The sequence below is a fragment of the Microbacterium sp. CGR1 genome (genome assembly GCF_001266755.1).
GTDB lineage: Bacteria > Actinomycetota > Actinomycetes > Actinomycetales > Microbacteriaceae > Microbacterium.
In genome coordinates this window covers 2,915,717-2,939,389 of sequence record NZ_CP012299.1, presented here as the reverse complement: position 1 = coordinate 2,939,389, position 23,673 = coordinate 2,915,717, and the positions used below count along the sequence as shown (strand labels likewise).

Annotated in this window: 16 protein-coding genes and 1 pseudogene; 9 read left to right on the top strand and 8 right to left on the bottom strand. The window is 64.8% G+C overall.

What is annotated here, in order from left to right; translation table 11 throughout:
* Positions 1-81 precede the first annotated feature (81 nt).
* Together AKG07_RS14130 and AKG07_RS14125 are read right to left on the bottom strand one after the other, a co-directional pair.
* Positions 82-843 carry a cytochrome c biogenesis CcdA family protein gene (locus tag AKG07_RS14130; protein WP_017201929.1) on the bottom strand — a complete coding sequence of 254 codons (762 nt, stop codon included), beginning with the start codon at positions 841-843 and terminating at the stop codon, positions 82-84.
* Positions 840-1,409, bottom strand: a complete 570-nt coding sequence (locus AKG07_RS14125) for a TlpA family protein disulfide reductase (protein WP_053098497.1) — start codon at positions 1,407-1,409, stop codon at positions 840-842. The genes AKG07_RS14130 and AKG07_RS14125 overlap by 4 nt, the downstream gene beginning before the upstream one ends.
* A 445-nt stretch (positions 1,410-1,854) precedes the next feature.
* Here AKG07_RS14125 and AKG07_RS14120 point away from each other — a divergent pair, with 445 nt between their 5' ends.
* From AKG07_RS14120 to AKG07_RS17730, 4 genes are read left to right on the top strand one after another with little or no spacing between them, the layout of a single operon-like run.
* A complete protein-coding gene (locus tag AKG07_RS14120) occupies positions 1,855-2,676 on the top strand; it encodes a TnsA-like heteromeric transposase endonuclease subunit (protein ID WP_167347459.1) in 822 nt (273 codons plus the stop codon).
* A complete protein-coding gene (locus tag AKG07_RS14115) occupies positions 2,669-4,705 on the top strand; it encodes a Mu transposase C-terminal domain-containing protein (protein WP_053098495.1) in 2,037 nt (678 codons plus the stop codon). Before AKG07_RS14120 ends, AKG07_RS14115 begins: the two co-directional genes overlap by 8 nt.
* Positions 4,702-5,745: a TniB family NTP-binding protein gene (locus AKG07_RS14110; protein ID WP_053098494.1), complete on the top strand. Its 1,044-nt coding sequence runs from the start codon at positions 4,702-4,704 to the stop codon at positions 5,743-5,745. The genes AKG07_RS14115 and AKG07_RS14110 overlap by 4 nt, the downstream gene beginning before the upstream one ends.
* Complete coding sequence (locus tag AKG07_RS17730; RefSeq protein ID WP_150115143.1) at positions 5,742-8,069, top strand: zinc-ribbon domain-containing protein; 2,328 nt, start codon at positions 5,742-5,744, stop codon at positions 8,067-8,069. The genes AKG07_RS14110 and AKG07_RS17730 overlap by 4 nt, the downstream gene beginning before the upstream one ends.
* A gap of 70 nt (positions 8,070-8,139) precedes the next feature.
* Here the strand turns inward: AKG07_RS17730 and AKG07_RS14105 are convergent.
* Positions 8,140-9,105: pseudogene (locus AKG07_RS14105) on the bottom strand (IS481 family transposase).
* Positions 9,106-9,292: 187 nt separating this feature from the next.
* On the opposite strand from AKG07_RS14105, the gene AKG07_RS14100 reads away from it, so the two are divergent.
* Positions 9,293-9,943 (top strand): hypothetical protein, encoded by a 651-nt coding sequence (locus AKG07_RS14100; protein WP_139305202.1) that lies wholly within the window; start codon positions 9,293-9,295, stop codon positions 9,941-9,943.
* 51 nt (positions 9,944-9,994) lie between these two features.
* Here the strand turns inward: AKG07_RS14100 and AKG07_RS14095 are convergent, their stop codons facing one another.
* Positions 9,995-13,753, bottom strand: a complete 3,759-nt coding sequence (locus AKG07_RS14095) for a hypothetical protein (RefSeq protein ID WP_150115142.1) — start codon at positions 13,751-13,753, stop codon at positions 9,995-9,997.
* Positions 13,754-14,130: 377 nt separating this feature from the next.
* On the opposite strand from AKG07_RS14095, the gene AKG07_RS14090 reads away from it, so the two are divergent.
* The 4 genes from AKG07_RS14090 (at position 14,131) to AKG07_RS14075 (ending at position 17,672) form a co-directional block, all read left to right on the top strand.
* Positions 14,131-14,787 carry a hypothetical protein gene (locus AKG07_RS14090; protein ID WP_139305204.1) on the top strand — a complete coding sequence of 219 codons (657 nt, stop codon included), beginning with the start codon at positions 14,131-14,133 and terminating at the stop codon, positions 14,785-14,787.
* Positions 14,703-15,422, top strand: coding sequence for an RES domain-containing protein (locus tag AKG07_RS14085; RefSeq protein ID WP_082297958.1), 720 nt, complete (start codon positions 14,703-14,705; stop codon positions 15,420-15,422). The genes AKG07_RS14090 and AKG07_RS14085 overlap by 85 nt, the downstream gene beginning before the upstream one ends.
* A gap of 93 nt (positions 15,423-15,515) precedes the next feature.
* The gene (locus AKG07_RS14080; protein WP_139305205.1) at positions 15,516-16,319 is read left to right on the top strand and encodes a hypothetical protein; all 804 of its coding nucleotides are present in this window, start codon (positions 15,516-15,518) and stop codon (positions 16,317-16,319) included.
* A 306-nt stretch (positions 16,320-16,625) separates the two neighbouring features.
* Positions 16,626-17,672 carry an NAD(P)-dependent alcohol dehydrogenase gene (locus AKG07_RS14075; protein ID WP_053098488.1) on the top strand — a complete coding sequence of 349 codons (1,047 nt, stop codon included), beginning with the start codon at positions 16,626-16,628 and terminating at the stop codon, positions 17,670-17,672.
* A 138-nt stretch (positions 17,673-17,810) separates the two neighbouring features.
* Here the strand turns inward: AKG07_RS14075 and AKG07_RS14070 are convergent, their stop codons facing one another.
* The 4 genes from AKG07_RS14070 to AKG07_RS14055 form a co-directional block, all read right to left on the bottom strand.
* Positions 17,811-19,955 carry a heavy metal translocating P-type ATPase gene (locus AKG07_RS14070; protein ID WP_053098487.1) on the bottom strand — a complete coding sequence of 715 codons (2,145 nt, stop codon included), beginning with the start codon at positions 19,953-19,955 and terminating at the stop codon, positions 17,811-17,813.
* Positions 19,956-20,021: 66 nt separating this feature from the next.
* The gene (locus AKG07_RS14065; protein WP_053098486.1) at positions 20,022-22,283 is read right to left on the bottom strand and encodes a heavy metal translocating P-type ATPase; all 2,262 of its coding nucleotides are present in this window, start codon (positions 22,281-22,283) and stop codon (positions 20,022-20,024) included.
* 68 nt (positions 22,284-22,351) lie between these two features.
* Entirely contained in the window at positions 22,352-23,314 is a 963-nt protein-coding gene (locus tag AKG07_RS14060; protein ID WP_053098485.1) for a hypothetical protein, read from the bottom strand.
* Positions 23,311-23,523 (bottom strand): heavy-metal-associated domain-containing protein, encoded by a 213-nt coding sequence (locus AKG07_RS14055; protein WP_053099352.1) that lies wholly within the window; start codon positions 23,521-23,523, stop codon positions 23,311-23,313. The genes AKG07_RS14060 and AKG07_RS14055 overlap by 4 nt, the downstream gene beginning before the upstream one ends.
* Positions 23,524-23,673 lie beyond the last annotated feature (150 nt).

Here is a 23,673-nt window from a genome sequence, read left to right as displayed (position 1 = left end):
ACGAAGTGGCGCCACCCACAATGACCAGTTGGGTAGAGAGGGCTGCTCCAGTCGTCACTCGCGACATCCTTGCTAGGGATCTCAGAGAGGGAGAATGACGCTACCCATCACCGCCGTCAGCCGCGACATGATGTCGGTCCACAGCCCTGTCACCATCAGGATTCCGAGGACGATCAGCAGTATGCCTCCGCATACGTTCACCACCCGGATGTGACGACGGAGGAACTCGACCGTCTTCGCCGCCCAACCGAACCCGAATGCGACCAACAGGAACGGGATGCCGAGGCCGAGCGAATACGCGAGGCCGAGGAAGCCGGCACGGACAGGGTCGCCAGCATTGAACGAAAGCGCGATGATCGCGGCAAGCGTCGGACCCATGCACGGTGCCCAGCCGATACCAAGTGCCACTCCAAGTAGCGGCGCCCCTGCGATTCCGGCCCGGGAGCCGACGTGGAAGCGGACCTCCCGCTGGGCGAAATTGAACAACCCGAGAAAGACGAGCCCCATCAGGATGATGACGACTCCGAGGATGCGTGTGACCAGGTCGCCCCAGCGTAGGAAGAACACGCCGGCCGTGCCGCCCAGCGCGGTGATGAGAACGAAGACGACGCTGAAGCCGAGGATGAACAGCAGTACGCCGACTACGAGCTGACGGCGCTGGGGCGCGACTGCGTTCGTCGCGCGACCCTTCGAGTCCGGCGCGACCACCCCGCCAAGGAAGCCGAGGTAGCCGGGGACCAGCGGGAGCACGCAGGGCGACAAGAACGACACGAGGCCAGCGAGCATCGCGACGGGGACTGCGAGCCAGAGCGCACCGGACCCGATGATGGTGTCGGCGTTCACGGTGTCTCCGCCAGAGCGTCCTTGACGAGCGTCGAGAGGATCGAGGTGCCGTCGATGGGTCCGATGATGCGGGCGGCGACACGGCCCTGCCTGTCGAGCACGAGAGTCGTCGGTGTCGCCTGGATCGGCACGACCTCGGAGAAAGCGAGTTTCGCCTCGGCCGTGTTCACGTCGATCAGGCTCGGGTAGGTGATGCCGAACTCGTGAGAGAAAGCCTGGGCAGTGTCGGCCTGGTCGCGGGTATTGATGCCGATGAAAGCTACATCCTCGCCGCCGTATTCTTGCCAGACGCTTTCGAGATCCTTCGCCTCGATGCGGCACGGCGCGCACCCGGCGTACCAGAAGTTCACCACCGTGACCTTGCCGGCGTTGTCTGCGCTGTCGAAATCATCACCAGTTTCAGTGATGCCGCTGAAGTCGACCGGTTCGCTCCGCTCGTCGATCGGGATCTCGACGATCGCGCCGCCAGCGGCCACATACCCGGTGTTCTCACCCTTGAGGAAGGAATCGCTGACCGGATCCGGCGCACACCCGCTCAGACCGATGGCGAACACCGCGGCGAGCATGGCTCCGATCGCACCACGAATGGTGCGAAAGCGAGGATTTCGAGGCACATCTCGCACTCTACGCAGATCCCCTATGCGTCCGCCGAACCGGGCCACCGTCCTGCGGGCCTCTTACCGCTTCCGACGTCCGCCAGGGCAAGTCGCCGCGTCGGCAACTTCGGTCTGCTGACACACAGAGCACCTCCGGGAGGATGACGTGTCAGCTGAAGGCCAACTGCGTCATTCCAACGCAATTCCGACGACGACCGCCTGCACACCGTCTCAGCGTTGCAGATTGCTCGGCGGTGGCATCAGTGTTCTCGTTCGGTCGTTGCCGGACATCAGATCGAACTCTAATCCGAGCCATACCGGTGTGTCGGGAGCCAGGCAAAGCCGACCCGGCGGATCCTGGGCGCAGGCGACAACGATGTGCCTACTCAGGTACTCCGCCTTCCTTGGAGTGGTGATGAAGCCAGCTGAGATTGCACGGTTGATCGCACGGCGACGATTCTCGAAGGGCTCGGAGCTGCACTGGGTGCCGCGCGATCATCGTTCCGCATCCGGCTACGCGGATAGCGTCTCGTTCGCACCGGTCAACCGAAGTCTCGGCCGTTTGGATTGGTCGGTCATCGACCCGATGAAGGTTCGAGTATCGAAGGGCGCAAGCCACTTTTTCACGGGGTCTGAGTACTTCTGGAGTCGCACCCGTAGCCACGTATGGTGTGAGTCTCAGTTCGAGCGCGACGAGTTGATGTGGCTCGATTTCGGCGGGCAAGTAGCAAAGGTGTGGTCGCAGCCATTTGGCGTGGTGTTCGGCGTTCGCTCGCCGATGGCGGGTCACTGGCACGTGCCGGATTTCCTATTGCAGATGTCGGACGACTCCTACGCCGTTCGAGACGTGAGGCCAAAGGAACGCATCGACAAGTCTGCGCAACTGCAGTTCGATGAAACCGCGGTTGTGTCGGCAACGCTCGGCTGGCACTATCAGGTACTTTCCGGCCACAGCATCCATGCGACCCGCGTGGTCGAATGGTTGTCGGCGTCGCGTCATGACCGTTGCAGGCCGCCTGCTGACGTCGAGGACAGGATCCTCGACGCGGCAACTGACAGCAAGACTCGCCGGGAGTTGTGCGAGCTGGCATCACCAGATTGCCCACCTCTTGCCTGCGCATGGGTTGACAACCTCGCCTGGCGCAGACTTCTCGCGCTCGATCTGTCTGCGGTCTTCAATAGCAACGCGCTACTGACTACCGCACGTCGGGAGAGAACGGATGCGATCAGTGTCTGACGAGAGCAAGCTGAAACTCGGGGACTCTTTCGACATTGACGGCGAGATCTGGGTCTGGGCCCACATCATCCCCGGCCTAGAGGTGAAGCTCCGGTCCGAGAACGCACCCGATCGACACCTCATCATGTCCGTAGACGAGTTCCTGCGCCATGCCGGCACGGCTCAACGCGAGCGCGCGGTATCGCTTCGTCCGGACGGGGACGCGTGGCCGACCAACGTGTGCGATATGGAGGCCCATCTCCTTGAGGCGTTCACCGGGAGACCAATGGATCCGTTGGCTTCCACTCCTCGGGCGCAGTATGACCCTGCGCTGACGACTCAGAACGCACGCGTTGACGCGAAGCTGCTGGAGTTGAAAGGCACGTCACTGGGGCGAGCGCGCAGTACCTTTCACCTCCTATGGAAGACCTACCAGCAAGACGGTGCAGCGGGGCTGAATGCCCGCATGCACCGGAAGGGCGAGCAGCGACTCGCCATCAGCCGGGCAGATCCGCGGCTGGTGACGATCATCGATCGATTCCTCGATCGCCAGACGGACAAGGCCACGAGTAGCAAAAAGCGTTGCGCTGTCTTGGTGAGGCGAGCGCTCGAGACAACCTACCCGGGCGACCCCATTTGTGAGATCAAGGCTCGCACCCTCCAGGGCTACATCAACGAGCGGGCTGCAGGCCGTTACAGCTTCGACAAAGCGACCACCCGGAGAAACACCGACAACAGCCCAAAGCGTCAGTACCACTCCGGAGCTGCCTATCAACTTGGAGAGCGATGCGAGATCGATTCAACGGACCTCGACGTTCTCGTTTGGGATGAGACCAGTGAGTTCCGTCCGAAACTCACCGTGCTTCTCGACGTCGCCAGCCGAGTGCCGCTCGCTTGGGCGATCCACGCGGATAGCCCTGGCGGATTCGATCATGCGCTCCTGCTCGCCCGAGCCATCATCGGGCGCAAAGCCGTGCCTGGTTCGGGCGCTGCCACTCTCTCGGGGTCAGCCGCCTTGCCTTCCGCGCTGATGAAGCAGGTGAACCCCTACCTCAGCGACGAGTCTCTGGCTCTCCCATGGATCTTTCCGCGATCAATCACCATCGACGGCGGAGCTGATTTTCGGTCCCGCACGTTCAGAGATGCCTGCCGTGCGTACGGAATCCACAGGGAGCTCGCGCCCTCCGGAACGCCGACGGTGAAGCCACATGTTGAACGCAACTTCGGCACCCTCTCATCAGATTTCGCCGCATGGTTGGCCGGTTTCGTGGGGAACTCCGTGGCGCATCGAGGCGCCCGCGACAACCCCACGCTCACCTTGGACTCGCTCCGGCTCATCCTGGACAGTTGGATATCCAACATCTACCTGAACAAACCGCACCAGGGCCTGAAGTCGACGAGCTCCCCCGGACGGATCTTCACCCCGAATCAGATGTACACCGAACTCTTCAGCGTCGGGCCTGGCGTCCCAGTGCCTTTCGGAGTCGAGGAGTACCTCGCCCTGTTGCCGACCGAACGTCGCATGATCGGTCGTGCAGGGATCGATCTCCACAATCGCCGCTACGACTCGCCCGACCTGGAGGACCTCCGCAGTCGCTCCCTCACGGGCGCTGAACCGGGATCCGCGAGAGCGAGGAAGTTCCCGGTGAGCTTCGACCCCTACAACGCGAATGCCGTCTGGGTACGTCACCCGGAAACCGGCTTGTGGATCGAGTGTTGGGACGTCGCTCTGCGAGAGAAGACGGCACCGATGGTCGCCGAGATCGACATGAAACTCCTTACCCGATACCCCGACGCCGCTATCGACGATCCCGATCGCCGCCGGGAGTGGATCGATCATGTCGAAAGCCGCGAGCGAGGAGACAAGCGCAAGCGCACCCAACACAAGCGAGAGCAACAGCGCCTCAAGGTCGAAGCTCAACGCGAGTCAGGCCCCTCGACAACGACACCGATCCCATTACGGCAATGGGCCAAACCCGTCGACATCAGCACCATCGATTGGACGTCCCCCGACATACATCTCGCTCAAGCAGAGGAGCTTGATCCATGAAGATCACCCCACTCGTCCTCCACCATGACCGCAAGACCAGCCTTGCAGGGCTTCGAGAAGCATTCGACGCCGAGCCCGCATCGCCGCCGAAGATCACCTTCCGGCAGTACACAGATCTGGATAGTGAAGCCCGAGAGCTATACGACCAAGCTCGCGAAGACTTTCTCCGGCTGACGTTGAGGGTGAAGACGCGCGAGCAAGCAGTCTGCGCTCGCATTCTGGAGGACCTCATCCGAATCAACCCTCGGCTGAAGAACTCGCGGCGCGGGCTGATGGTATCCGCGCCGATGTTCTCCGGCAAGACAGAACTCGCTCTCCTGTTGGCTCGATCCGTAGAACGCAGACACGCAGCCCAACACCCCGACTACCTCAGAGACGGAGACGCACCGGTCGTCTGGGTGGAGATGACCGAACACTCGACCGGGAAAGCTCTCCTTGCCCAGATCGTGGAGTTTCTCGCCCCCACCATCGTTCTCCCCAAACAGATTGCCACCGACCGGCTGCGGAAGCTTGCCGTCGAAGCCCTCCATCGACATGGCACGAAGCTGCTGGTGATCGACGAAGCGCACAAGCTTGGCGGGACTGAACCCTCCAGTGTCATCAAGGCTCTCCAGAATGAGTCCTGTGCGACCGTCGTCCTGGTTGGAATCAATCTCGACCAAGCATTCAAGACGGGCGACGGGCTGCAAGTCAGCGCACGCTGCGACTTCGTCACACTCGACAAGATCGACCCCGCCGTCCAAGAGGACTTCGAACAATGGATCAAATGGGTCGCCACCTTCGACAGCTTCCTACCACTATGTGGGCACGTCCACGGCCTTCTCACCCGCAACGCCGGCACGCTAGTCCACGCCGCCGACGGGAAACTCGCCGTTCTCGCGATGATCGTGGACCGCCTAGTCGCGTCCATCTTGCGCGACGAATCGCGCACCTCGGAGACCGTAACCCGCGAGGGACTCTTCGGGGTTCTCGATACTCTCCGGCGCACCACGCTCAACACACACAACGTCACCCTGGACGACTTGGTGGACGCCGCATGACCAGCACGCAGGCGTGGGCGAAACGACCCAAGTGGCATCATCTTGAGACGCCACGCTCCTACGCGCAGCGGCAATGCCGCGCCGCAGGAGTGCCGTTCGATTTCGCCGAGAGGGCACTGACCAGCCGAGCGCAACCGAACATCCACCGCGTCTGGATCGACGATGAAGCGGCCGCTCGGGCGGTCGAGGCGACGGCAGGGCGCCCGGCCGGTCACTACCTCCGCATGAAACGTCTAGCGCAACCGGACTCCACACGGGCCTACCCGCAGCGCTTCCTGTGCCGCCTATGCAGTGCCGGGGAGACGATCGAGCAAATTTCCCATGATCGGGAAAACTTCTGTCTCCGACACCCGGGGCAGATGGTGTGGGTCGGTCCCGGAACCGAACTCGATACCCAGGTTATCGTTCCCTTCGATCCCACGCTTCGGAACGCGGAACTCTCCTTCCGTCGACTCGTCGCTACTGGTCGGGTCACCACGCAGCTGCACAGTCAAGTGTGGGCCATGGTGCGCGACAACGACACCCTCTCCGCCCAGGACGGAGAGACCGGGCAGAATCAGTCCTTGATGAGCGCGGCACGCGAGATCGATCGCCGCGCACATCTGTACCGCGCGACGGTGCGCGTTCTGCAGATCTTGTCCAATCGTTCGCACTGCGCACGATGGCGCACTCAGTCGGCGGCAGATCTACGACTCGACATCAACGCAACGTTGGGCTTCGCCAACAGCGACGTCCTCGTCGAACGGGTGATTCTCTGGCTCCGACCCCTCCGCCGCCACACCATCCCCACGAAGTTCCGCCCCTTGGAAGCCGCCCTCGACACCGTCGACGTCCCCCGCATCCTCGACGCCACCGCCAACTACCCGCTATGGATCCTCCGACACCCGCAAGCCATCTCCGAATGGGACTGGGATCGCAACCCGCCCACCCGAGACCCCTGGTCGGGAGTAGATGTCTCCCACAAAGCCTGGTGGTTGTGCGAAGAGGGGCACTCCTGGGAAGCAAGCCCCCACGTGCGAGGCTTTGCCGAGACGAACTGCTCATACTGCATCGGCATGGACTTCTGGCCTGGACATACCGACCTCGGCACCCTGCGGCCGGACATCGCCGCGGAATGGGACACCACCCCAGGAGCCAACCGCGGGGACCCTCATCACGTCAGCGTCACCTCCGCACGGAAAATCAACTGGCTGTGTACTGCTCAAGAGCACACCTGGCCCGCCCAGGTGCGCTCCCGCACCACGCAAGAAAGCAGCTGCCCCTACTGCAGCGGTAGCCGGGCGATACCAGGTGAAACAGACTTAGCCACTCTTCACCCAGGCCTCGCAGCAGAGTGGGATTACGAACGCAACGACAGCTCCATCACTCCGGAGACAGTCACCCCCGGATCAGATCGTGTCGTCTGGTGGCGAGGCCCCTGCGACCATAGCTGGGACGCGGCTGTCGGCGGCCGTTGCTCAGGATACGGGTGCCCGTACTGCTCCAACCAACGCACCCTCGCCGGTTTCAACGACCTCGCCACCACCCACCCTCAACTCGCCGAACAGTGGGACCCCGCGAACTCCAAGACTCCGAGCGAGGTCACCGCGGGCTCGGATTACCCCGCGGTATGGCGTTGCGGCCTGAGTCACACGTGGGAGCTTCCCGTCTGGGGTCGCACGACGGACAAGACGGGATGCCCCGTATGCGCGAATCGGGTCGTCCTCGCAGGATTCAACGACTTGGGAACTCTCGACCCTCATCTGGCTTCGGAGTGGGACCACGAAGCAGGGGCGAACGACCGGACACCGTCCGAAGTGACCGTTAGTAGCTCCTATGAAGCCCTGTGGCGCTGCGCGAAGAACCACACCTGGCCAGCGACAGTCGCCAATCGACATGCTGGTTCCGGTTGCCCCTCGTGCTCCGGACGGGTCGCCATCCCGGGAGCCACTGACCTCGCGACACGCCGACCGGATATCGCCGCACAATGGGATCCCAGCAACGACTGCTCACCGAACCAGGTCACAGTCTCATCCCACGTGAAGGTGTCATGGATCTGCCATCGCAACCACTCGTGGCCGGCGACCGTCAAGAACCGCACTTCCGGCTGCGGCTGCCCCTACTGCGCAGGAAAGCTGCCCATCCCTGGCGAGAACGACCTTGCGACGCTGCGCCCCGATCTCGCCAAGCAATGGGATCCAGCGAACGCCCTCTCTCCTACCGAGGTCACCGTCGGGTCTGGTCGAAAAGTCATGTGGATCTGCGCTTGCGGATATTCGTGGCCGTCCAAGATTCAGACCAGAACCCGCAGACCCCACGCCCACTGCCCCGAATGTCGCAAGTAGTAACAGGACCCGATGCGAACCTCGTCTGGGCTTTTTGACCTGTGGCGCTGAGTCCTCCTCGCCCCCAGCGCTAGCTGTTCTTCCCCGTGAGGTTGTGAACGCGGTCTGAGGGTGTGTGGCCGCCGATGCCGGTGTGGGGTCTGTGGTGATTGTAGTGATGGAGCCAGGCGTCGTAGGTGGCTGCTCGGGCTTCGTCGCTGGCGTAGGTCTCGGCGTAGGCCCATTCGTGGGCGAGGGTGCGGTTGAAGCGTTCGACCTTCCCGTTCGTCTGCGGGCGGTAGGGCTTCGTGAATCGGTGTTTGATGTCGGGGCCGAGAGCGGTCGCGAACGCGTGTGAGCGGTAGCAAGAACCGTTGTCGGTGAGGACCTCTCGGACGGTGATGCCCGCGCGTGTGAAGAAGGCCTCGGCTCTGGCCCAGAACGCTGATGCGGTCTCTTTGCGTTCGTCGTCGAGGATCTCTGAGTAGGCGAGCCGGGAGTGGTCATCGACGGCGTGATGGAGGAACGCGTAACCGCGGCCCTTCTTCTTGTTGTTCCGGTTCCCGATGGTGCGGCCCAGCATGCGATGCCCGCCGCCGTCAGGGATGCGGCCTTGCTTTTTGATGTCGACGTGGATGAGGTCGCCCGGCTGTCCTCGTTCGTAGCGAACGGGTTTCGGTCGCCGGACAGGGAGGCCGGTGGCCTGATCGACGTGCGTCAGGATCGGCATCCGGTATCGGTGCAGAACCCGCTCGACGGTGGAGCGGGGCATGCGGAGGTGATATCCGATCCGGTGCGGACCCCATCGTCTCGTGAACCGCAGTGCGATGATCCGCCGCTCGAGGCGCCGCGCGGTGCGCGCAGGACTGCGACGAGGCCGCGAAGAGCGATCCGCCTCAGAGGCGCCCGTGCGAGCTCGCCGGGCCTACTTCGATGCTGTTGCCGGCGACACCTGGAACCGCTCGGCCGCTCGCCGCACCGACCAGCCTTGAGTGTTGATCAGGTCGGCCAGCCGAGCCCGACCAACGGGCGTCAGGGGTGCGTTAGCGTGAGTCACGAAGACCTCCGTGTGTGGAATGTGAGTGTGGTAACCCACATCCTGCCCGGAGGTCTTCGCTAACTCACGTGATCACAACGTCCCGAGGAACTACATCTAGTCGCCTGACATCGACTCTGTGGCGTGCGCGACGTCGATGCCCAGGGAGGCCTCCCCTTCCGGCGAAGGCTCATCTACGCTGTCGCACATGGATGAAACCGATGGCCAGCCACGGACCCGCCCTTGGCATGCACAGCCATCCACCGATGTGATCGCGGCGTTCACTGACGCCGTCGCTCGGTTGAACGCCGACGGGGACTTCATCGTTCGAGCGCTGACTGACCAGCTGCTCGCAGAGCGACCGATCGCGGATCAGGAAGAGCTGACGCCGCAGGAGATCAGCTATCTCACCCGGTCCAAGGCCTTCACGCCCGAGTCGTTCGAGAAGACATCGACTCGGGTTGCTCGCGGCGGTGTTCTGGCGAGTGTAGCGAGCACCCTTCTGACGGGCGTGCTTCAAACCATGTCCGCGTCCGCAGCCGCTGCCTTCTTGAGTATGGACGAGGACTCGCTCTTCGCCGCCGCCGATCGTGGCGAGTTGTACGCCGTCGATGTTGCCCACTCCAGACGGTTTCCGTCGTGGCAGTTCAGTCTCTCGTCGCCAGGAAAAATCCTGCCGCACCTGACCGAGATCATTGACATTGTGAAAGACAAAGGATGGGTGTCGGTATCGGCTCTCATGGCGACGCCCCAGCCGGTCATGGTCACCGACGGGCAGCAGAGCCCTGTGGAATGGTTCAGGCGCGGCGGCGACGTGGAAACCCTGGCTCGGATCATCGAGGCTCAGAAGTGGCGATAGAGCTCCTGCTGGGGACGCGAACTCGTGCGCGCCGCCGCTCTCGCATGTCGCCTACGGCGTTTGGCCTCGAGCTGCGAGAAACTCCGTCGCCGTCTCAACCCGATACCGCTCGTCGACGTAGCTTGCCGGAGTGAGATTACGGGTTACGAAGAGGGTGCTCAGGTGGAACTGCTCTCCCTGCGGGGGGTCGCCGAGTCCCAGACGCGCCGCAATGCTCGCAACGTGGGGCGCCAGTTCGCTCTCCTTTCGGGACAGCTGCGTGGTGTAGCAGGGCTTGGTAGCGCGGGTCCCTAGCTGGTCCCGGAAGAAAGAGCGCAGTTGGCGTGCCGTCTCGGCGAATCCGTGAACTGATGCGGGGTCTTTGGCCTCAATCAGCCACAGGGTGCTGTCTCCAGGGCGTCCGCACACGAGGTCAACTTCGGTAGTGAGAGTCGGCACGCCGAGTCGCGCGTGGTCGTTGGGTTTCACGCGGGCGACCGTGGTGTATCCGAGTTGCTCTAGCCGGTCTTGGAGGAACCTTTCGAACCGAATGTTGCGGCGCGCACGGCGGTCCGCAAGCGCGTCGGTGACAGGCTGAGGAACGTCCCCCGCCCAGGGAAGAACTCCTTGGAGTAGGTGGCGGTAGTAGACCTGAAAGGACGTCAGCAAGTACTGCGGGCTGACAATGAGCCGTCCGTCCGAGTCTTGCACCAGCGGTTGCACGAGGAGCCGGTGACGCCGCGTGCGCGTTTGCCAGGGTTTCCACTCGACGGCTTGTATCTGGACGGCCGTGCTGGTGAGCATCCGGATAGCGGCTTCGACACGCGTTCTCTTCGCCTCATCCGCGCCCGGGCCTAGCGCGTCACAGCCCCATGCTGTTGCCTCGGCCACTGTGACGTGCGCGGTCGTCCTGCCTGGCTCAAAGGTCTCCCATTTCGCGAGTGCGGCGAGGGTGGAGAGCATGTCCTGCGACGTCGCCCCCCATGCACGCTGGAAAGCGCCCTCAAGGTCGTCTCCTTCGTTCGTCTGTAGAAGCGAATCGCCATCTTCAGCGCCATACAGCCGAACGCTCGCGGCCGCGCGGCTCAGTTCGTCGTTTCGCAGGCCCCACGCCGATGCGTCGGGATGCGGATCATCGTCGACGGCGAGCTCGTACATTGGGCTGAGGTTGATGACTGCGGGCGCGACTTGGTGATACATCCGCTCGCTCAGTGTGGTCGCGGTGAGGTATGCGTCTGCGGCGGCAAGAAGACCGCTCCACGCCTGAGGAGTGATCGGCTTCGCTTCCGTCGGCTTGTCCAGGATGCGCAAGGCAGCTTCCACCACGATCTCGTTACATTGACGAAGCTGAAGTGTCTCCGCCGAGAGCTCGGCGGTGCGGGTGAGCGGGTCCCATTCGGTAGAGAGGTTCGCGGCGACTCGGGACAGATCGTCTTGCTGATGAATAGCGCTGTCCATCACTCTCGCCAGCTGCTCCATCCCCGTCAACACCACCTCGCTCACGTCGTGTCTCTTGATTCCTTCCAGCAGAGTTTCGAGAGCAACCGGCGCAAGATGCTCGCGGGTAAGTCGATTCGCGTCGTCCGCTCGGTACTCTCCCGGTTCGACGCCGGCACCGTGGAGTCGTCGCCCCAAAGCCGCAACCATGCGGCTCTCGTCAGAGGGTCGTAGACCCCACGGACCAGGCAGGTGATTGAGAGTGGTCCGCGCCTGCTTCATCTCCAAGATGAGAAAGGGCTTCGCTGTGCGCCACTGGTCGCGGAGCGCCGCCGCCGCTTCGACATCCACGCCTCCCGCGCGGAGCAGATCGAACACTGCGTCCCCTGTTAGGAGATTCGCCGCGTACGGATCTCCATTCGCCGAATCTGCGAATCCCTCGACATCGATGCGCCAAAAAAAGTTGACTGGTTCATCGACGGCACGCGCGTGCGGGTCGAGATACGGCGTGACCACGCCGGATGATTCACCCGAGACCGCTTCCGATGTGTGGAGATGGAGGACGTATCCGGGCACATCGATCGCCTGGTGCGCGGAACGCCATCGATCACCAAGCGCAGCAAAGCCGTAGATCAGCCCGCCGCACAAGTCAAAGACGAACCGTCGGTAGTCGGCGGACAGGTCCTCCGAGCTCGCCCGTGCCACAGCGACGGGGGGTTCGGTAAGCGCGAGGGACCACCCGACGACATCCGGCGCGGTATTGACGCCGCGGTCGACGTCGTAGGTGGCGTCACCTTCGAGCGCCGCGACATTGGCGACCGGCCCCGGAGCAACCTCCGCTGCTCGCAGGTCACGAAGCGGAGGGAGCCCGACTCTGAGGAGCGACGCTTCGAGATCCGATAGCTCTACCGCGCGATCCCACTCGGCCTCGCCCGCGTGGGCTTCAAAGTAGATGGCGGTGGGTACCATGCCACCCTTGAAGAACGACTTGCCATTGGCCTTCCATGGCTCCCAGTAGTTGATCGCCTCCCACCCGAAACTCTCGGGGAAATCGGGAGCGCTCAGATCCCGCGCGAATGCGTAGAGATCATCGCGGGACGTGGCCGTCTCTGAGATCCAAGTCAAGTCTTCGAGCGCGAGGTTTGCTTCGCCGAAAGCTTGCGGCACAGCGATGTGACCGGCCGCGGCGAAAACCGTCAGCGGGATGACCTCCGCGCCCGGCCTGATGGTCCCTTGTCGTCCGCCCGCCATGCGCACCGACAGTGGACCGGCGTGCGACCTCATCTGTTTAGCCAGCTCCACTGAGCCGATGCGCGGCGGTGGGGTGGACCCCAGGTCGGGAACATAGATGACCGAGACAGCTATGCATGTGGATGGATTCACCGGCACCAGCCACTGAACGTCGATCCCTCGAAGCGGGGAATCGACACTTTCGCTGTTCGGAGGGGATTCGATCAAGCTGTTGGAAAAGCGCCATAGGGCCCGGCGGATCTGGTTCAGACAAGAAACCCTGAGGGCTCGTCGCGCATGCCCGTCTCGATCAAGCGCGGATACCAGTTCTTGTACGGCATGAGCCATGATCTCTGGGATGAAGAGTGGCGGCACCCATCGGAATCCGCCCGCTGAGTCAGCAAAGCGAAGGAACCTCCCGAACGGACTGGACGGACTCTCAGCATCGAATGCGGCCTCACTTGCGGAGATCGTCATCCATTCCAACGCTCTCTTGTCAGCCTCACCGAGTTCGATGTGGTCGAGAGGGCCCAGGTTGAGGAAGGCCCGCGTCGCTTCGAACTCAACGTCCGGCAATGAAACCTCATCGTTGAGCTCGAGATCCGGGGCTGGCACCCACGCGTCCGCAAGGTGGCGGACGCAGAAGTCGCCGTACCTCATCGCCACGTTCACCACGTTCGCAATACCGAATCGAAATCGCCTGCGGAGCCGACCGTCTACCGCTTCCGCCATTCGGAGCGAACGCGTGAGGTCGGCGACCGGCCGTTCGGTGAGGCCAGGCACTGCACGCAGCGACTCCGAGCCGACGGTGAGTAAGGCTGTTCGGGTCGGGTCGGTCGGGATGAAGTCTTCACGCGCCGGGCCGATCCCATAGGTGGTAGCCGCTAGATCGGACAGTGCTTGGATCGACGGCAGCGGGTGGTAATCGTCTGATGCCGGAGCGGCGGAGGCTCGTAGTGCGGCCGCGAAGCTGCTTCCCAATGTCACCGATCGATGCCTGTTGCCCGGGGACGTGGCGGCGGCGAATACCAACGTCCAGAGCTCGTCCGGATCGTACGCTGAAAAAGCCTGTTCGAGTGCGTCTGGCTCCCGTTGCGCGGCGCTCACCGCGCGCGGTTGAGATCGAGGCCGCTTGTTTCTACGAGATTTTTTGTTCTTCCCCACGCAAGCATTCAAGCGTAGGCCAACGACACCCTCGCTGATTGCTGCGCGTTGAAGACGTGGCCCGCCGGGGAGGAAGGTGGTCAGGGGATGGGGTGCCGCCTTGAATGCGCGGACGATATGCCTCCTTCAGCGCCCTGCTCCCACGCCAGGGGAGCGCTTGACCGCTCGCACCTTGACACCTTCCTCGGATCCATACACGCAAAAGCGCGCGTAAGATAATGCGTGTACGCGCTAACCAGATGACGACGCGAGGAGGCCAGATGGCAGTGAAGAAAAGTCGCACCCGTGCCGCCTCGGCTCGCGTCGCCGGTCGCGAGGTCGCTGTGGGCCGCGGCACTGTGACAGGTCGATCCCTCGACGGGAACCCAAAGCTCGTCGTGGCGACCAAGGCCCCAGCAAAGACCGACGTACAAGCCGGTGTCGAGCGCCTTGCGCAGGTGGCGAAGACGTCAAACGTCGACGTATCCGTGTTCAACGCACTCATCGACGAGCTCGCCGATGCGATGACCGACCGTCAATCGACCGAACTGGGCCTCACAGAGCAGGAAGCCAACTTCCTGATCGAATCCGGCGATTTCACTCCGGAGGAGTTCGCCGAGGCATCCGCATTCGTCACCAGCGGCGGGCTCGCCAAGCTCGAGCGCGAGACTCACGTGCGCGCCCTCACCAATACGTACACCGCGTCCGAAGTTGCAGCGCTGCTCGGGATCGATGCCTCCAGTGTGCGTCACCGACAAAGCAAGAACACTTTGTACGGCTTCCGGGCCGGAAGGATCCGTCTCTACCCTCGATGGCAGTTCATTCCAGGCGAGAAGGTCTCCACGATCCCCCATCTCCCCCTGCTCGTTAGAGCAATCCCATCCGACTGGGATCCAGCCGACGTCGAAGGCTTCATGACAACGCCTCAGGATGACTTGCGGTCGACCGAGGACTCGGTCGACCCCAAGGAGTGGATGACGCCGATCGAGTGGCTGGCTGCCGCGAAGGACCCCGCACCCGTAGTGGGAATCCTCGAAGACGCCGACATCAGGTGAGCCCGTCGAGCGCGAAGGTCCCCGCAACGCCCCCGGCGTCGCTCACACTCGACGCCAGCGAGCACCTGAGAACATACGATGGGCTCCTCTGGCGGGTCTTCGCTACAAGGGGTGCTCATCCACAGGCGTGGGACGAGCTGCGGCACTTCGGGCCGGTCAGAACCATGCGCTTTGACCCGCATCCCGAGCCGCAGCAGCATCATGCCGATTATGGCGTGATGTACGTAGCCGCTGGATCTACAACAGCTCTCGGCGAGGTGTTTCAGAAGGGGCGGATTATCAACCGGCGCGCTCGTGGAAGTACCCTCGCGGCTTGGCGACCGACGCGGGAGCTTCGGTTGCTGGACCTCACCAGCAACTGGCCTGTGATCAACGGCACGACCTCTTCGATTCAGATGGGGCCCAAGCGATACACCCGGAACTGGGCGAATGCGATTCATGACCAGCTTGGGTCGAGCATCGACGGGCTCTACCATGTGTCATCGATCGACTTCGGCCCGATGGTGACACTGTTCTCGCCCGCCGAGGACTCGTTCCCCCAGCTGCCGTTGGTGCACACCCGCCTGGACTCATCCAGCGCGAACGTGTACCTCGCGAAAGCCGTGAAGAGACTCGGCTACCGCGTCAATAAGTAGGACCGCCTAGATGAGCAGGAGTCATTCGCTAAAGGCGAGACCGCGATTCTCGGTGTATCAGACGGCGTTCAATCCACCCGTACGCTCAGTGTTATGACAAAGCGTTCGACATTGCAGACTCTCGGCGGTGCCGTCGAAGGCTTCCGGGATTTCGCGGCGGCGATCAAGAGTGGAGTGCCCACGGTTCGACAGGGGTCGATGGCAGAGGAAGATCAAGCCCTCGCAGGAAACATCGTCATCCCTCACGCCATAGTCTCCGGGCTCGTCCTCACCGTTGCAGACCATGTATCCGCTTGGGCGGAGCTTGCCGCTAGCCCCGACGAGGACGTGTTGCTCCTCCACATGCAGGCTGACTACACGTTGTTCCGCCCGGTCTTGGAGGGGCTCGTGGAGGTCATCTGGATTCTTGACGGCACCGATTCCTCTACTAGAGTCCGCAGGGCACTCGAGATTGCTCGTATCGAGTACAGGCACGGGCTGAAGCTGACGAACGCTCTGCGCAAAGCGCGAACGCCGGATGACAAGACGGAACAGGGAATAGCAGCACTCGGGCGTTTTCTCAGGACCACGGCGACCAACCTCGGGTCTGATCCCAAGGACATTCTCAGCGCACCATTGATCGACCCCTCCTCGATCACAAGGAAGATAGCGAGTCGCGTTCCAGGCCCCACGCTGCAGACCTTCAACTATTGGGCAATTACTTCGGCTCACGCGCACGGGCAGTTCATCACCACTCTGCGCCACGCGATCGAGACGCCCCCATCTACACCTCAGATGGGCGGGGCTCTATACGAACCAGACGAGGAGTTGATTGCAAACCTCATCGAGTTCATTGGGGCGCTGCTCGAGATCGCAATCAAACTCCTCAACGAGCAGGGCTACGAACTTCGACGCTAGAGCTGTCGTTTCGGGGGATCGGGAAACGACGGGTCGAGGAGATGCACACCATCGAGATGCAGAAGTCTCGGAGGCGGACTGTCCGACCCCATCCGTATGATCGAAACAACCCGTCGCGGGTGCGGGATCGCGACGGAGTGGATCTTGCGCTTTACATCGGACTTAGTCCGATTACATCGCGATTCTGACAGTTCTGCTGCAACAGCTACCACTCACGCCCCGGGCGGATACTGGAAGAGACGGCCTCGAGCGCCCACGCCTCCGCACCGCGCGGCAGAACGCTCGGGCGCCAGGAAGAAGAAGCACATGAAAGCTCTCCGTTACGTCGAGATCGGCAAGCCCCCTGTCGTCGTCGACATCCCGATTCCTCAGCCCGGCCCCGGTCAGGTTCTGCTCAAGATCACTGCGGGCGGCGTCTGCCATTCCGACGACTACGTCATGGGCCTTCCTGAGAAGGACTACCTCGAGCAGAGCTATCCGTTGCCCCTGACGCTCGGCCATGAGGGCGCAGGCATCGTGCACGAGATCGGAGAGGGCGTCGACTCGACGCTGAAGGTCGGCGACGCCGTGGCGGTCTACGGTCCGTGGGGCTGTGGCCGCTGCCACAACTGCTCACAGGGCATGGAGAACTACTGCACCAACGCCGCGGCTGAGGGCATCCGCCCTCCCGGCCTCGGCAGCCAGGGTTCGATGGCCGAGTACATGATCGTCGATGATGCCCGCCACCTCGTGCCGCTCGGCGACCTCGACCCCGTGCAGAACGTCTCGCTGACCGACGCCGGCCTCACCCCGTACCACGCGATCAAGCGCTCACTCCCCAAGCTCGGCGCCGGCACCTTCGCCGTCGTCATCGGCACCGGCGGGCTCGGCCATGTCGGCATCCAGATCCTGAAGGCGATCTCGGGCGCCACCGTCATCGCCCTCGACGTGAACGACACGAAGCTCGAGCTCGCCACCGAAGTGGGCGCAGACCACGTCCTGATCAGCGATGCATCCGCCGCCGACAAGATCCGCGAGATCACCGGCGGTCTGGGCGCCAACGCCGTGTTCGACTTCGTGGGCGCGAACCCGACGATGGCTCTGGCGCAGAGTGTCGCCGCACTCGATTCCGACGTGACGATCGTCGGCATCGGTGGCGGAACCATGTCGCTCGGCTTCGGCGCGATCGCCTACGACGCCGCCGTGCGAATCCCCTACTGGGGATCGCGCTCGGAACTGATCGAGGTGCTCGATCTCGCGCGCGCGGGAAAGATCCACGTGCAGACCGAGACGTACTCGCTCGACGACGGCCCGAAGGCGTACGAGGATCTCGCCTCGAACAGCATCCGCGGCCGCGCAGTCATCGTCCCGTAGACGGCGCTTTCGCACAGCGGCCGCTCCGTCTCACAGGCGGGGCGGCCGCTGCTGTCTGCACCGCCGATCGAGCGCCGTCACCGCGCTGAAGCGCCGGTGAGATCTCGGTGTTCGCGGGATCACCGAGGCGATCCCGCGTCAGGACCGCCCGAGCACACCCCGCACACTCGCCTCGGGCGACAGGTCGATGCGCCGGAGCAGCTGCGCATTGAGCGCGACGACGATCGTCGAGAGCGACATCAGCACCGCTCCGACCGACATCGGCAGGACGAATCCCCCGGGCGCCAGGATGCCGGCGGCGAGCGGCACCGACAGCAGGTTGTATCCGGCCGCCCACCACAGGTTCTGCCGCATCTTGCGGTATGCGGCGCGGGAGAGCTCGATGACGGAGATCACCGAGCGCGGGTCGGAGCTCGCGAGGATCACCCCGGCCGAGGCGATGGCGACATCGGTCCCGGCCCCGATCGCGATGCCGACGTCGGCCTGAGCGAGGGCGGGGGCGTCGTTGACGCCGTCGCCGACCATCGCGACCTTCTTGCCCTCTGCCTGCAGCTCCTTCACCTTGGCTGACTTGTCTTCGGGACGCACCCCCGCGAACACCCGGTCGATGCCGAGCCGGGCTGCGACGGAATCGGCCACGGCCTGGGCGTCGCCGGTGATCATGACGACCTCGACGCCGAGGCGGTGGAGCGCGTCGACCGCCTGCTGAGATTCCGGTCGCACCTCGTCGGCGAGCTTCAGCCCGCCGACCACCTGTCCGTCGACGGTCACGTGCAGGATGATGGCACCCTCGTCTCGCCACCGGTCTGCGGCGGAGATCTCTCGGCCGCCCACCTCGTCGAGGAGCTTCGGCCCGCCCACGCGCACCTCTCTGCCGTCGACGGTTGCGGTCACACCCACGGCGGGAGACGACGTGAACCCGGAGGCCTTCGAGAGCGTCAGCCCTCTCTCCTCCGCCGCGCGCACGATCGCGTGAGCGAGCGGATGCTCACTGTCGGCCTCAGCCGAGGCGGCGAGCGCCAGCAGACGATCGGCGTCGATGTCACCGGTCGGCTCGACGGCGGTCACGGTCGGCGCGCCCTTCGTCAACGTGCCCGTCTTGTCGAACAGCACGGCGTCGACGGTGCGCATGCTCTCGAGCGCGAGGCGATCCTTGACGAGCACCCCGCCCCGGGCTGCGCGCTCGGTCGCGATCGACACGACCAGCGGGATCGCGAGGCCGAGCGCGTGCGGGCAGGCGATGACGAGCACGGTGATGCTGCGCACGACCGCAGCATCCGGATCCCCGACGAGGGTCCACACCAGCGCGGTCAGCGCGGCCGACAGCAGCGCGAACCAGAACAGCAGGGCGGCTGCGCGGTCGGCGATGCGCTGCGCCCGCGACGAGGAGTTCTGTGCATCGGTCACCAGCCGCTGGATGCCGGCGAGCGCGGTGTCATCCCCGGTGGCGGTGATCTCGACCCGCAGACCCGAGTCGGTCGCGACCGTGCCCGCGGTCACCGTGTCACCGGTCGCACGGGTGACCGGGCGGGACTCGCCTGTCACCATGGACTCGTCCAGGGCGGCTGTGCCGTCGATGATGCGACCATCGGCCGGAACGCTCGCCCCGGGACGGATGACGACCACGTCGCCGACGACGAGATCGGCGGGTGCGACCGTGACGATCTCGTCGCCCTCGACCCGTTCGGCCTCGTCGGGCAACAGCGCCGCGAGGGAGTCGAGCGCCGACGTCGTCTGCGCGAGGGACCTCATCTCGATCCAGTGGCCCAGCAGCATGATGACGATGAGCAGTGCGAGCTCCCACCAGAACTCGAGCTCGTGATGGAGGATGCCGAGCGTCGCGCCCCATGAGGCGAAGAACGCGACCGTGATCGCGAGGGCGATCAGCAGCATCATCCCGGGCTTGCGGGCCTTCAGCTCGCTGAGCGCCCCGGTGAGGAACGGCCATCCGCCCCAGACATACATGACGGTGCCGAGCACGGGCGAGATGAACCGGGCCCCTCCGGCGACGTCGTAGCCGAAGATCATCGCGAACATCGGCGAGAACGCCACCACCGGCACGGCGAGCAGGAGATTGACCCAGAACAGGCGACGGAACTGACCGACGTGGTCACCGTGCCCGCCATGCCCGCCGTGCCCACCATGTCCACCGTGCCCGCCGTGGTCCGCGTGCTCGCCGTGGTCCGCGTGCTCGCTGTGAGCCGCGTCCGCGTCCCGAGCGTGATCGTCGTGCGAGACCTGGTGGCCTCCCCCGGGGGTTCCGTGCGCGTCGTGTGCAGCCATGGGTCCCGTCCTCCCGTATCGGGTGTCGTTCTCAGTGTGTCTCGGCGGTCGCCGAGAGCCTAGGGGTCACCGCGTCGCGATGCTGCGGAACCCGCGCAGACGCAGGCTGTTGCCCACGACGAAGACGCTCGACAGCGCCATCGCCGCACCGGCCAGCATCGGGTTGAGCATTCCCAGCGCCGCGACCGGGATGGCCGCCACGTTGTAGGCGAAGGCCCAGAACAGGTTGGTCTTGATGGTCGAGAGCGTCGCCCGCGAGAGCCGGATCGCGTCGACCGCGCTGCGCAGATCACCGCGCACCAGGGTGATGTCGGACGCCTCGATCGCGACATCCGCTCCGGTGCCCATGGCCAGGCCGAGGTCGGCCTGGGCGAGTGCGGGTGCGTCGTTGACGCCGTCGCCGATCATCGCGACCGTCTTCCCCTCACCCTGCAGGCGGGTGATGACCGCGACCTTGTCTGCCGGGAGGACTTCGGCGATGACCTCGTCGATGCCGACCTCCGCGGCGATCCGCCGGGCGACGGCCTCGTTGTCTCCGGTGAGCAGGATGGGCGTCAGCCCGATCGCCCTGAACCGGGCGATCGCCTCGGCACTGCTCGGCTTCACGGTGTCGGCGACGACCAGGATGCCGCGAGCCAGGCCGTCCCATCCGACCGCGACGACCGTCTTGCCCTCGCCCTCGGCGCGGGCCTTCGTGGCGGCGAGCTCGGGGCTCAGCGCCTGCGCCCACTCGGCGAGGAGCGAATCCCGGCCGACGATGACGGTGTGGCCGTCGACGACGCCCTGCACGCCCTTGCCCTCGATGTTCGCGAAGTCCTCTGGTGCGGGCAGTGCGCCGATCTCCTGGGTCGCGCCCTTGGCGATCGCCTGCGCGATCGGGTGCTCGGAGGCATCCTCCAGCGCACCGGCCAGCCGCAGGAGATCCGAACGGTCGGTGCCCGGCTCGACGAACACGTCGACGAGCGTCATCCTGCCGGTGGTGACGGTGCCCGTCTTGTCGAGCACCACGGTGTCGACCGTGCGGGTGGACTCCAGTACCTCCGGCCCCTTGATGAGCACTCCCATCTGCGCACCGCGGCCCGTGCCGACGAGCAGCGCGGTGGGCGTCGCGAGGCCGAGCGCGCAGGGGCACGCGATCACGAGCACGGCGACCGCCGCGGTGAACGCCGCCGTCATGGGGAACCCGGCGCCGAGCCAGCCGCCCAGCGTGACGACGGCGATCACGATCACGATCGGCACGAAGACACCCGAGATGCGGTCGGCGAGGCGCTGCACCTCCGCCTTCCCCGTCTGGGCGTCCTCGACGAGCTGGGCCATCTGCGCCAATTGCGTGTCGGAACCGATCCGGGTGGCGCGAACCACGAGCCGCCCACCGACGTTCGTCGTGGCGCCCGTGACGGCGTCGCCCTCGGCGACCTCGACCGGCACGGCCTCGCCCGTGAGCATCGACGCGTCGACGGCCGACGTGCCCGACACCACGATGCCGTCGGTCGCGATCTTCTCGCCGGGCCGCACGACGAATTCGTCTCCCACCTGCAGGTCCTCGACCGGGACCTTGGTCTCGACTCCACCGCGCAGCACGGCGACGTCCTTCGCGCCGAGCTCGAGCAGCGCACGCAGCGCCGCGCCGGCCTGCTTCTTCGACCGCTTCTCGAAATAGCGCCCGGCGAGGATGAACATCGTGACACCGGCACCCACCTCGAGGTAGATGTTCGCCGCTCCATCGGACGGAGCGAGCGCGAACTCGAAGGGGTGGGTCATGCCCGGCGTGCCGGCCGTGCCGAAGAACAGCGCGTACAACGACCAGAGGAAGGCGGCCGATGTGCCCAGGGAGATGAGCGTGTCCATCGTCGCGGTGCCGTGGCGGAGGTTCATCCAGGCCGCCCGGTGGAACGGCCAGGCCGCCCAGAGGATCACGGGAGCGGCCAGTGCGAGCGACGCCCACTGCCAGTATGTGAACTGCAGCGCGGGGATCATCGCCATGGCGATCACCGGCACGGTCAGCACGACCGCACCGATCAGGCGAGTGCGCAGCGAGCGAAGCTCCGGGTCCTCGGCGTCGAGATCTCCGGCGTCACGCACCACCCCCTTCGGGGCAGGCAGCGACGCCGAGTAGCCGGTCTTCTCGACCTCGGCGATCAGCGCGGCCGGGTCGTACCCCTCGGGAACGGTGACCTTCGCCTTCTCGGTCGCGTAGTTGACGGTCGCCACGACGCCCTCGAGCCTGTTCAGCTTCTTCTCGATCCGCATCGCGCAGGACGCGCAGGTCATCCCGCCGATCTCCAGCTCGAGACCTGTCCCCATGGTCGGGGGTGCTGACGTGCTCATGTTCGTTCCTTCTGTGCGATGTCGTTGTGGGTCGCAGCGGGCAGCCGCGGTGGGGCGATGGGCGACGGTCAGTGCGCGTCGTCGTGCGAGTCGCCGTCGGATTCGGGCGCGCCGTCAGCCGGAGCGGCATCGAGCACGAACGCGGCGGTGTGCACGGCGCCGTCGACCTGGAAGTCCAGGTACAGCAGGTAGCGCCCGGCAGTCGGAGCCTCGGCGGCGAACGCGATCTCCGGCCCCGACGTCTCGCCCGGTTCGGGTTCAGCGCCCGCGGCGTGCACGTGCAGGTAGGCGAGGTCTCCGTCCCGGAGTGCCACGAGATGCCCGAACGCCCCGAGATACGGCTGCAGAGCGGTGACCCGCTGGCCGTCGCGAGTCACGGTGAACGTCAGGTCGCTCACCGCCCCGGCCTCGAGAGCCCCGTCGACCGAGACCGTATAGCCGGCGACCTCGGCGACCTGCGTCGGCTGCGGCGCGACGGGTGCGAACTCGCCCGCCACCTCGACGGTGCGCGCGAGAGTGAGCGACGGCGCATCGGCGCCCGCCGGCGTGAAGTCCGCGAAGACGCGGTATGCGCCGGCATCCGTCCACTCCCACGGCAGCGACCAGGTGCCGGTCGACTCATCGAGCACCGGATGCACGTGGCGGTACTGGCTTCCGTCGGAGCGCACGACGATCAGGTGCAGCTGCTTCTCGTGCGCGGTGGCATACGCCGTCACCGGGATGCCGTCTGCGTCGTCGATCCGGAACGCCAGCTCACCGGGTTCTCCCGTCGATGTCGGGGCCTCGACCGGCGACATCGTGTAGCCGTCGAGACCGAGGGAGAGCCCCTTCAGGTCGTCCGCCGGAGCACTCTCGCCCTCGCCGGAACCGGCGGCACTCGCATCGTGAGTGTCGTGTTCGTCCATCTCCGCACCCTTCGTCCAGTCACTCACGGCACTCGCGGGGATGATGACGCCGGCGAGGCCGAAGGCCGCGCCGAACGCCACCACCAGGCCGGCCCCGAAGAGGCCGAGCCGTGCGCCGGAGTTCATGACGTCCGCACCGCCGAATAGCCCGCCTCGGCGACGGCTGCGAGGATCCGCGTCTCGTCGATCGGGGCGGATCCGGTGACGACGAGCGTGCCGTTCCGAGCGCTCACCTGGACGTCTTCGACGCCGGGAACTTCGGAGACCTCTTCGCGGACCGACATCTCGCAGTGGCCGCACGTCATGCCCGTCACCTGGAACTCGTTCTTCGTCATCATGTCTCCTTGTCTTCGTTCTAGTACCCCAGGGGGGTATTAGACACAAGCGTATACCCTCTCCGGGTATTCCACGATGGGCGCACGAAAATCACACCGCACGAACCGGCCGTGCGGTGCGTGCGGTGCGTGCGGTGCGTGGGAGTGCGG

Coding starts and splice junctions, on each gene's coding strand:
- AKG07_RS14125 (WP_053098497.1), bottom strand. CDS start 1,409: ATGCTCGCCGCGGTGTTCGCCATCGGTCTGAGCGGGTGTGCGCCGGAT.
- AKG07_RS14120 (WP_167347459.1), top strand. CDS start 1,855: ATGAAGCCAGCTGAGATTGCACGGTTGATCGCACGGCGACGATTCTCG.
- AKG07_RS14110 (WP_053098494.1), top strand. CDS start 4,702: ATGAAGATCACCCCACTCGTCCTCCACCATGACCGCAAGACCAGCCTT.
- AKG07_RS17730 (WP_150115143.1), top strand. CDS start 5,742: ATGACCAGCACGCAGGCGTGGGCGAAACGACCCAAGTGGCATCATCTT.
- AKG07_RS14100 (WP_139305202.1), top strand. CDS start 9,293: ATGGATGAAACCGATGGCCAGCCACGGACCCGCCCTTGGCATGCACAG.
- AKG07_RS14080 (WP_139305205.1), top strand. CDS start 15,516: ATGACAAAGCGTTCGACATTGCAGACTCTCGGCGGTGCCGTCGAAGGC.
- AKG07_RS14075 (WP_053098488.1), top strand. CDS start 16,626: ATGAAAGCTCTCCGTTACGTCGAGATCGGCAAGCCCCCTGTCGTCGTC.
- AKG07_RS14070 (WP_053098487.1), bottom strand. CDS start 19,955: ATGGCTGCACACGACGCGCACGGAACCCCCGGGGGAGGCCACCAGGTC.
- AKG07_RS14065 (WP_053098486.1), bottom strand. CDS start 22,283: ATGAGCACGTCAGCACCCCCGACCATGGGGACAGGTCTCGAGCTGGAG.
- AKG07_RS14060 (WP_053098485.1), bottom strand. CDS start 23,314: ATGAACTCCGGCGCACGGCTCGGCCTCTTCGGGGCCGGCCTGGTGGTG.
- AKG07_RS14055 (WP_053099352.1), bottom strand. CDS start 23,523: ATGACGAAGAACGAGTTCCAGGTGACGGGCATGACGTGCGGCCACTGC.